We start from the raw sequence: 7,639 nt of genomic DNA on the forward strand, positions 1-7,639 counted from the left end.
AGACACGTTACGGGACCCTTCGTGACGCGCCCCCCCCCCCCCCCCCGCCCGCCGCCCGCCCCCCCCACGCAGCGCTATGGAAGGAGTCCTGGAATGGCAGATCCGGCACGGGCTCAGCGCCTGGCCAAGCGGATCTCGTCGATCGTCGCGTCGGCGATCGCGCACGAGATCAAGGATCCGCGACTGGCGTATGTGACGGTCACCGATGCCCGGGTGACCAACGATCTCCACGATGCGACGATCTACTACACCGTGATGGGTGAATCCATCGACGCCGAACCCGACTTCGAGGCCGCGGCCGCGGGTCTGGCGAAGGCGACCGGCGTGCTGCGGTCGAAGGTCGGTGCGGGTACCGGGGTGCGCTTCACCCCGACCCTGCGCTTCGTACTCGACACGGTTCCCGATGCCGCGCGTCAGATGGAGGAGCTCGTCGCCCGCGCCCGCGCGAACGACGAACTCGTCGCCCGACGCGCTGCCGAGGCGAAGCCGGCGGGGGAGTCCGACCCGTACCGCTCGGCGGACGACGACACCACCGGTACCCGCGAGTGAGCAGTTCGTCGAGTGCGGCGATCGCCGCGACGCTGGCCTCCGCGACCGCGGTGACCATCTGCTGTCATGTCCGCCCCGATGCGGACACGATCGGCAGCGGTCTGGCGCTGGGGCTGGCACTCGACCGCCGGGGCGTCGACGTCGAGGTCTCCTACCCGGGGACCGAACAGCTCCCGGCGTCGCTCGCCGGGCTGCCCGGTGGCAAGTTGCTGTGCGCTCCCGCGCAGGTCGTCGGACACCCACTGGTGGTCGCGGTCGACGCCGCCAACCTCGAGCGGCTGGACTCGCTCGGTGAGACGTTCACCGCGGCGCAGACCTCGATCGTCATCGACCACCACGCGTCGAACCCCGGTTTCGGCGATCTCGACCTGGTGGATCCGGCCGCCGACTGCACCGCCGTGCTGGTGCTCGACGTCCTCGACGATCTGGGCGTCGAACTCGACGCCGACATCGCCACCTGCGTCTACGCCGGCCTCAGTACCGACACCGGCTCGTTCCGCTGGGCCCGTCCGGCGTCGTTCCGCGTCGCGGCCCGGCTCCTGGAGACCGGCGTCGACACGCGGAAGTGGAGCCGGATCCTGTTCGACTCCCATCCGTTCGCCTGGTTCTCGATGATGTCGGGTGTCCTGGCGTCGGCGCAGCTCGTACCCACCGCCTGCGACGGTGAGGGTCTGGTGTACGCCGTGGTCGACCAGCAGGCGCTGGCCGGGATGAGCTGGGAGGAGTCCGAGAGCGTCGTGGACACCATCCGGACCGCCCGCGAGGCCGAGGTGGCAGCGGTGTTCAAGGAGGGCGAGCCGGGTGTCTGGACGGTCTCGCTGCGGTCCAAGGACATCGTCGATCTCGTACCGATCGCCCGGGCGCACGGCGGCGGCGGGCATCGTCAGGCCTCCGGGTACAGCGACACCGGTACCGCCGACGAGGTGGTCGCCAGGTTGCTGGAGTCGCTCTGAGCCTCGCGTCGGAGCCGGATGCCGGGGACGCCCCGGGCGTGGCACGCATCGCCACCCTCACCGTCTCGGCTCTCGCCGTCCTCATCGCGCCGCCGCTGTACCTCCTGCTGGACCTGGCGGTCGTCGGACGCCTCGGCGGCGAACAACTGGCCGCTCTCGGCGTCGGCACCCTGGTGCTCTCGATCGTCAGTACGCAGCTGACCTTCCTGTCCTACGGCACCACCGCCCGCTCCGCCCGTCGCTTCGGCTCCGGTGACCGGCCCGGCGCCGTCGTCGAAGGCGTGCAGGCGAGCTGGATAGCGGTGGCGGTCGGCGTCCTGATCGTCGCCGTCGCCTACCCGTGCGCCCCGGTCGTGATGCGTCTGCTGGTCGGGACGTCGTCGCCGGAGTCCGCCGCGGTGGCCGAGGACGCGGCGGGCTGGCTGCGGATCGCGATGTTCGGCGTCCCGCTGATCCTGCTGTCGATGGCCGGGAACGGGTGGATGCGCGGCGTCCAGGACACTCGTCGTCCCGTCGTCTACGTCGTGGTCGGGTTGTCCCTCGCCGCGGTCCTCGTCGTCGGACTGGTCCACGGCGTCGGCCCGTTCCCGCGTCTCGGTCTCGACGGCAGCGCGGTGGCCAACGTGATCGGACAGGGTGTGACGGGCGTGCTGTTCGCCGTGCGGGTGGTCCGCGAGGCACGGCGGGTCGCCGTGGGTGCCGGCCACGGGCCCGGCTCGCGCGCCTTCGCACCCGACTGGTCGATCATCCGCGCGCAACTGGTCATGGCGCGGGATCTCATCGTGCGCAGTCTGTCGTTCCAGATCTGCTTCGTCTCGGCGGCCGCGGTCGCGGCGCGATTCGGGGTCGCCCAGGTGGCGGCGCACCAGCTCGTGCTGCAGCTGTGGGAGTTCATGGCTCTGTTCCTCGACTCGGTGGCCATCGCCGCCCAGGCGCTGGTGGGCGCGGCGCTGGGAGCGGGACGACTCGGCGCAGCCGACTCCGTCGCCCGGCGCGTCACCGCGGTGTCCGTGGTCGCCGCCACCGCGATGGCTGCCCTCTTCGCGGCCGGTGCGACGCTGATCCCGCGTATCTTCACCTCCGACGCCGCCGTCCTCGACGCCGTCGGGGTGCCCTGGTGGTTCTTCGTCGGCATGTTGCCGATCGCCGGCGTGGTCTTCGCGCTCGACGGCGTGCTCCTCGGCAGCGGCGACGCCGCCTTCCTGCGCACCGCGACCCTCGCCGGCGCCCTCATCGGGTTCCTGCCGCTGATCTGGCTGTCGCTCGTGTTCGACTGGGGACTCGCGGGTGTGTGGTCCGGCCTGGTGGTGTTCATGCTCGTGCGTCTGGCCACCGTGGTGTGGCGGATCCGCTCGGGGCGATGGCGCCGGGCAGGTGCGGTCCGCGCCTGATCGCGATCCTCTGGCACGATGGATCCTCGTGGCTACTCTGTGGGCGATCAGCGATCTGCACATCGCGCATCGGGGCAACGAGCACATCATCGACAGCATCCGGCCGACCTCGCCGGACGACTGGCTCATCGTCGCCGGTGACGTCGCCGAACGCACCGACGACATCGTCGACACCCTGCGTCGTCTGCGGGCTCGGTTCGCCACCGTCGTGTGGGTCCCGGGCAACCACGAGCTGTATACGACGGCGAAGGATCCGCTGCAGGTGTTCGGGGTCGCGCGGTACGACTACCTCGTCCAGGCCTGCCGCGACATCGGCGTGGTGACCCCGGAGGACATCTACCCGCTGTTCGATCCGGGCGATGGCTCCGATCCCGTCCGCGTGGTCCCGATGTTCCTGCTGTACGACTACACCTTCCGCCCGGAGGGCACGGCCAACAAACTGACCGCGCTCGCGCTCGCCCGGGAACGCAATGTGGTGGCCACCGACGAGTTCCTGCTGTCGTCCGAGCCGTTCCCGACCCGGGACGCCTGGGGTCGGGCGCGGATCGAGATCACCCGGCGTCGGCTGCAGGCCATCGACCCCGCCGAGAAGACGGTCCTCATCAACCACTGGCCGCTGCGCCGCGAACCGTGTGACGCGCTCATCTATCCGGAGTTCGCGCTGTGGTGCGGCAGCGAGCTGACCGCGGACTGGCACACCGAGTTCAACGCGGCGTGCTGCGTGTACGGGCACCTGCACATCCCCCGGACCACCTGGTACGACGGCATCCGGTTCGAGGAGGTGTCGGTCGGCTACCCGCGGGAGTGGAAGCGCCGCGGACTCCCGAACCCACTGATGCGCAACATCGTTCCCGGAGACGGGCTCGGTGCGTCCGATCTGCCCGAGCACGGAGTCCGGTTCGACCTGCCGCCCGACTACGCCGAACGGGCCGCCGAGTTCCGGCAGCGGGTCGAGCAGCGGCAGGCGGAACGACGAACACGACAGGCCGAGAGGCAAGCGGAACGGCAAGCGCGAGAGGACAACCGATGATCGAACAGCTCCTGCCGGCCGGCGTCGCCTCGGCGGAGGCGTTCGCCGATCCGCCGGATCTCGTCCTGCTGCCGGCCGAGCAGAGCCTGATCTCGCGCGCGGTGGAGAAGCGTCGTCGCGAGTTCACCACCGTTCGGCATTGCGCCCGGCAGGCGCTGGGGGAGCTGGGTTACGAGCCCGTCCCGATCCTCAAGGGGGACAAGGGGGCACCCGTGTGGCCGGCCGGGATCGTGGGCAGCCTCACCCACTGCGACGGTTATCGCGCCGCGACGGTCGCCTACGCGATGTCGGTGCGTTCCCTCGGTATCGACGCCGAGCCGCACGACAGCCTGCCCGACGGTGTGCTCGAGCACACCAGCCTGCCCGCCGAGCGCGAGGTGCTCGCGACCCGGTCGGGTGACCTGCACTGGGACCGTCTGCTGTTCTGCGCCAAGGAGGCCACCTACAAGGCCTGGTTCCCGGTCGCCAAGCGCTGGTTGGGTTTCGAGGACGCCCACATCACCTTCGAACAGTCCACCCCGACGTCGGGGACGTTCACCTCCCGCATCCTCATCGACCCGGCCGCCGCCGACGGTGGGCCGCCGCTGCTGGAGTTCTCCGGACGCTGGCTGGTCGAGCGCGGTATCATCACCACCACGATCGCGCTGACCTGACGTGGCCGACGCAACCATCGAGAACGCCGGCCTGCTCGTCGTCGACAAGCCGGCCGGGATGACCAGCCACGATGTCGTCTCCCGATGCCGGAAGATCTTCAACACCCGCCGCGTCGGGCACGCCGGCACCCTCGACCCGATGGCCACCGGGGTCCTGGTCGTCGGGATCGAGCGGGCCACAAAGCTTCTCGGACTGCTGTCGCTGACGACGAAGTCGTACACGGCGACGATCCGACTCGGCGCGTCCACCACGACCGACGACCGCGAAGGCGAGATCCTCGATACGGCAGACGCATCCGGGGCCCTCGACGCCGACATCACCACGGCCATGGCCGATCTTACTGGTGACATCCAGCAGGTCCCGGCGAAGGTCAGCGCCATCAAGGTCGACGGCCGGCGAGCGCACGCACTGGTGCGGACGGGTGCCGACTTCGACCTCGCGCCGCGCCCGGTCACCGTGTCCCGCTTCGAGCTGCTCGACGCCCGGCGCGATGCGGAGTTCGTCGATCTCGATGTGGCCGTTGACTGTTCGTCGGGCACGTACATCCGGTCACTGGCGCGCGATCTCGGCGCCGCGCTCGGGGTCGGCGGGCACCTGACCGAACTCCGGCGGACGGCGGTCGGCCCGTTCACCCTCGACCATGCGCGGACGCTCGACGATGTCCGCGACGAGCCGCGCGTCAGCCTCGACATCGACGAGGCGGTCAAGATCTCGTTCCCGCGCCGCGACATCGACGATGACGAGGCCGAGTCGATCAGTCAGGGTCGATGGCTGGAGCCGATCGGCCGCAAGGAGATCTATGTCGTCGTCGATCCGCGGGAACAGGCGATCGCGCTGATCCAGGAAAAGGGTCGCCGCGCGAGTTCGGTGATGGTGGTGCGCCCGGCGACCCTGCGCTGACGCGCCCTGCCGAAGAAACGGGTCAGCCGCGCGGGACGACGAAGATGGCGCGCGCGGCGATGTCGCCGAGGTCGATGGGATCGCCGTCGTCGAGCGACACCGAGATCGTGCCCGCGAACGGGCGCTTCTCGGCGACGGTCACCACACAGTCGAGGGCGACGCCCACCTGGTCGAAGTAGCGCAGCATCTCGGGATCGGTGTCGGAGATCCGGGCGATGGCGCCCGACGCCCCGACCTCCAGGTCGGCCAGGAGTGCCGCGTCCGGTGCGGGGATCGAGCCGTCGAGTGCGGGAATCGGGTCGCCGTGCGGATCCCGGTCGGGGAAGCCGAGTTTCGCATCGAGCCGGGCCATCAGCCGGTCGGACACCGCATGTTCGAGGATCTCCGCCTCGTCGTGGACCTCGTCCCAGCGGTAGCCCAACTCGCGCACCAGGAAGGTCTCGATCAGCCGGTGGCGGCGCACCATCAGGATGGCCGCGGACCGGCCCGCGGCGGTGAGGGTGACCGCGCCGTACGGTTCGTGCGAGACGAAGCCCTGGTCGGCGAGTTTGCGGATCGCCTCCGACGCGGTCGATGCGGACACGCCGAGGGATTGAGCCAGCAGCTTGGTGGTGACCTTGACGTCTTCCCACTCCTGGCTGGTCCAGATCACTTTCAGATAGTCCTGGGTCACCTGTGACAGTTCTGTCACCGGACGATCCGTTCCCCGAGGCATGACCAAGAGCTTAACCCCACCGCAAACGCGAGTGGCGGTGGTGGTTTGGAACACCGGGTGCCCGTAGTCTGGTCGCGTGTTGCGTTGGCGAGGTCTGGACGACATCCCCGCGGGCTGGGGACGGTGCGTGGTCACCATAGGTGTCTTCGACGGTGTTCACCGGGGACATGCCGAGCTCATCAACGCCGCCACGAAGGCGGCGAAGGAGCACGGCGTCCCGGCGGTGCTGATGACGTTCGACCCGCACCCGTCCGAGGTGGTCCGCCCGGGATCCCATCCGCCGCAACTGACGACGCTGACACGACGCGCCGAGCTGGCCGAGGAGCTCGGCATCGACGTCTTCTGCGTCATGCCGTTCACACCCGAACTCGCCGCCCGGTCGCCCAAGGACTTCGCCCACGACATCCTCGTGGAGACGTTGCACGCGGCCGTCGTGGTCGTCGGCGACAACTTCACGTTCGGGCGCAAGGCGGCCGGCGACGTGGCCAAGCTCGCCGAACTCGGTGGGAAGTTCGGCTTCTCGGTGGAATCGGTCTCGCTGTTCGGTGAACATGCGGTGACCTTCTCGTCGACCTACATCCGCTCGTGTGTCGCGGCCGGTGACGTCGACCGCGCGACCGAGGCGCTCGGACGCCCGCATCGGGTCGAGGGTGTGGTGGTGCGCGGCGACGGCCGTGGCCGCGACCTCGGATACCCGACGGCCAACGTGGCCCCGCCGATGTACGCCGCGATCCCCGCCGACGGGGTCTACGCCGCCTGGTTCACGATCCTGGGCGCGGGTCCGGTCGTCGGCGAGGTCGAACCGGGGGAGCGCTACCAGGCCGCGGTGTCGGTCGGCACCAACCCCACCTTCTCCGGCCGCACCCGAACGGTCGAGGCATTCGTTCTGGACAAGAGCGCCGACCTCTACGGGCAGCACGTCGCCGTCGACTTCGTGCACCGCATCCGCGGGATGGAACAGTTCGACGGCGTCGACGACCTGATCACCGCCATGGGTGACGACGTGACGAAGACGCGCGAGATCCTGGCGGCGGCCGAGAGCTGAGCCCTGGATTTGGGCCGGGTCCCACCCGGGCGGTAGCCTGATCAGTCGGTGTTGCTGCAGTCCGCGGTGGCGCACCGTGGTTGTTTCGGACGCGGTACTGAGAAACAGGAGTAACTCCATGGCTTTGACTGTCGAGCAGAAGAAGGAAATCCTCGCCGAGTACGGTCTGCACGAGACCGACACCGGCTCGCCCGAGGCCCAGGTCGCGATGCTGACCAAGCGCATCACCGACCTCACCGAGCACCTGAAGCAGCACAAGCACGATCACCACAGCCGCCGCGGTCTGCTGCTGCTGGTCGGCCGTCGCCGTCGTCTGCTGAAGTACGTCGCCAAGGTCGACATCAACCGCTACCGTTCGCTCATCGAGCGTCTCGGCCTGCGTCGCTGATCTCCCGACTTCCA

At 69.6% G+C, this 7,639-nt stretch carries 9 protein-coding genes; 8 read left to right on the forward strand and 1 reads right to left on the reverse strand.

Annotated elements, in window-relative coordinates; genetic code table 11:
* Positions 1 to 93 precede the first annotated feature (93 nt).
* Genes rbfA through truB form a run of 6 tightly spaced genes read left to right on the forward strand, consistent with a single transcriptional unit; the run spans position 94 to position 5,477 of the window.
* Complete coding sequence (rbfA, locus tag M4D77_RS23075; RefSeq protein ID WP_065628950.1) at positions 94 to 549, forward strand: 30S ribosome-binding factor RbfA; 456 nt, start codon at positions 94 to 96, stop codon at positions 547 to 549.
* A complete protein-coding gene (locus tag M4D77_RS23080; RefSeq protein WP_058250134.1) occupies positions 546 to 1,502 on the forward strand; it encodes a bifunctional oligoribonuclease/PAP phosphatase NrnA in 957 nt (318 codons plus the stop codon). Before rbfA ends, M4D77_RS23080 begins: the two co-directional genes overlap by 4 nt.
* 38 nt (positions 1,503 to 1,540) lie before the next feature.
* Positions 1,541 to 2,893 carry an MATE family efflux transporter gene (locus M4D77_RS23085; RefSeq protein WP_247451962.1) on the forward strand — a complete coding sequence of 451 codons (1,353 nt, stop codon included), beginning with the start codon at positions 1,541 to 1,543 and terminating at the stop codon, positions 2,891 to 2,893.
* Between the two features lie 28 nt (positions 2,894 to 2,921).
* Positions 2,922 to 3,923 (forward strand): metallophosphoesterase, encoded by a 1,002-nt coding sequence (locus M4D77_RS23090; protein WP_175404254.1) that lies wholly within the window; start codon positions 2,922 to 2,924, stop codon positions 3,921 to 3,923.
* Positions 3,920 to 4,576 (forward strand): 4'-phosphopantetheinyl transferase, encoded by a 657-nt coding sequence (locus M4D77_RS23095; protein WP_058250136.1) that lies wholly within the window; start codon positions 3,920 to 3,922, stop codon positions 4,574 to 4,576. The genes M4D77_RS23090 and M4D77_RS23095 overlap by 4 nt, the downstream gene beginning before the upstream one ends.
* Position 4,577: 1 nt before the next feature.
* The gene (gene truB, locus M4D77_RS23100; protein WP_259937589.1) at positions 4,578 to 5,477 is read left to right on the forward strand and encodes a tRNA pseudouridine(55) synthase TruB; all 900 of its coding nucleotides are present in this window, start codon (positions 4,578 to 4,580) and stop codon (positions 5,475 to 5,477) included.
* Between the two features lie 22 nt (positions 5,478 to 5,499).
* Here the strand turns inward: truB and M4D77_RS23105 are convergent, their stop codons facing one another.
* Entirely contained in the window at positions 5,500 to 6,168 is a 669-nt protein-coding gene (locus M4D77_RS23105) for a metal-dependent transcriptional regulator (protein WP_082652845.1), read from the reverse strand.
* Positions 6,169 to 6,268: 100 nt separating this feature from the next.
* On the opposite strand from M4D77_RS23105, the gene M4D77_RS23110 reads away from it, so the two are divergent.
* Both M4D77_RS23110 and rpsO read left to right on the forward strand, forming a co-directional pair.
* On the forward strand, positions 6,269 to 7,237 hold the full coding sequence (locus tag M4D77_RS23110) for a bifunctional riboflavin kinase/FAD synthetase (RefSeq protein WP_082652846.1): 969 nt from the start codon (positions 6,269 to 6,271) through the stop codon (positions 7,235 to 7,237).
* A gap of 118 nt (positions 7,238 to 7,355) precedes the next feature.
* On the forward strand, positions 7,356 to 7,625 hold the full coding sequence (rpsO, locus tag M4D77_RS23115; RefSeq protein ID WP_004021887.1) for a 30S ribosomal protein S15: 270 nt from the start codon (positions 7,356 to 7,358) through the stop codon (positions 7,623 to 7,625).
* Positions 7,626 to 7,639: the final 14 nt, after the last annotated feature.

The organism is Gordonia sp. p3-SID1431, assembly GCF_025143765.1.
GTDB classification, from domain to species: domain Bacteria; phylum Actinomycetota; class Actinomycetes; order Mycobacteriales; family Mycobacteriaceae; genus Gordonia; species Gordonia hongkongensis.

Excerpts from the sequence above, each read along its gene's own strand:
- rpsO (WP_004021887.1), top strand. The coding sequence starts at position 7,356 with ATGGCTTTGACTGTCGAGCAGAAGAAGGAAATCCTCGCCGAGTACGGT.
- rbfA (WP_065628950.1), top strand. The coding sequence starts at position 94 with ATGGCAGATCCGGCACGGGCTCAGCGCCTGGCCAAGCGGATCTCGTCG.
- M4D77_RS23095 (WP_058250136.1), top strand. The coding sequence starts at position 3,920 with ATGATCGAACAGCTCCTGCCGGCCGGCGTCGCCTCGGCGGAGGCGTTC.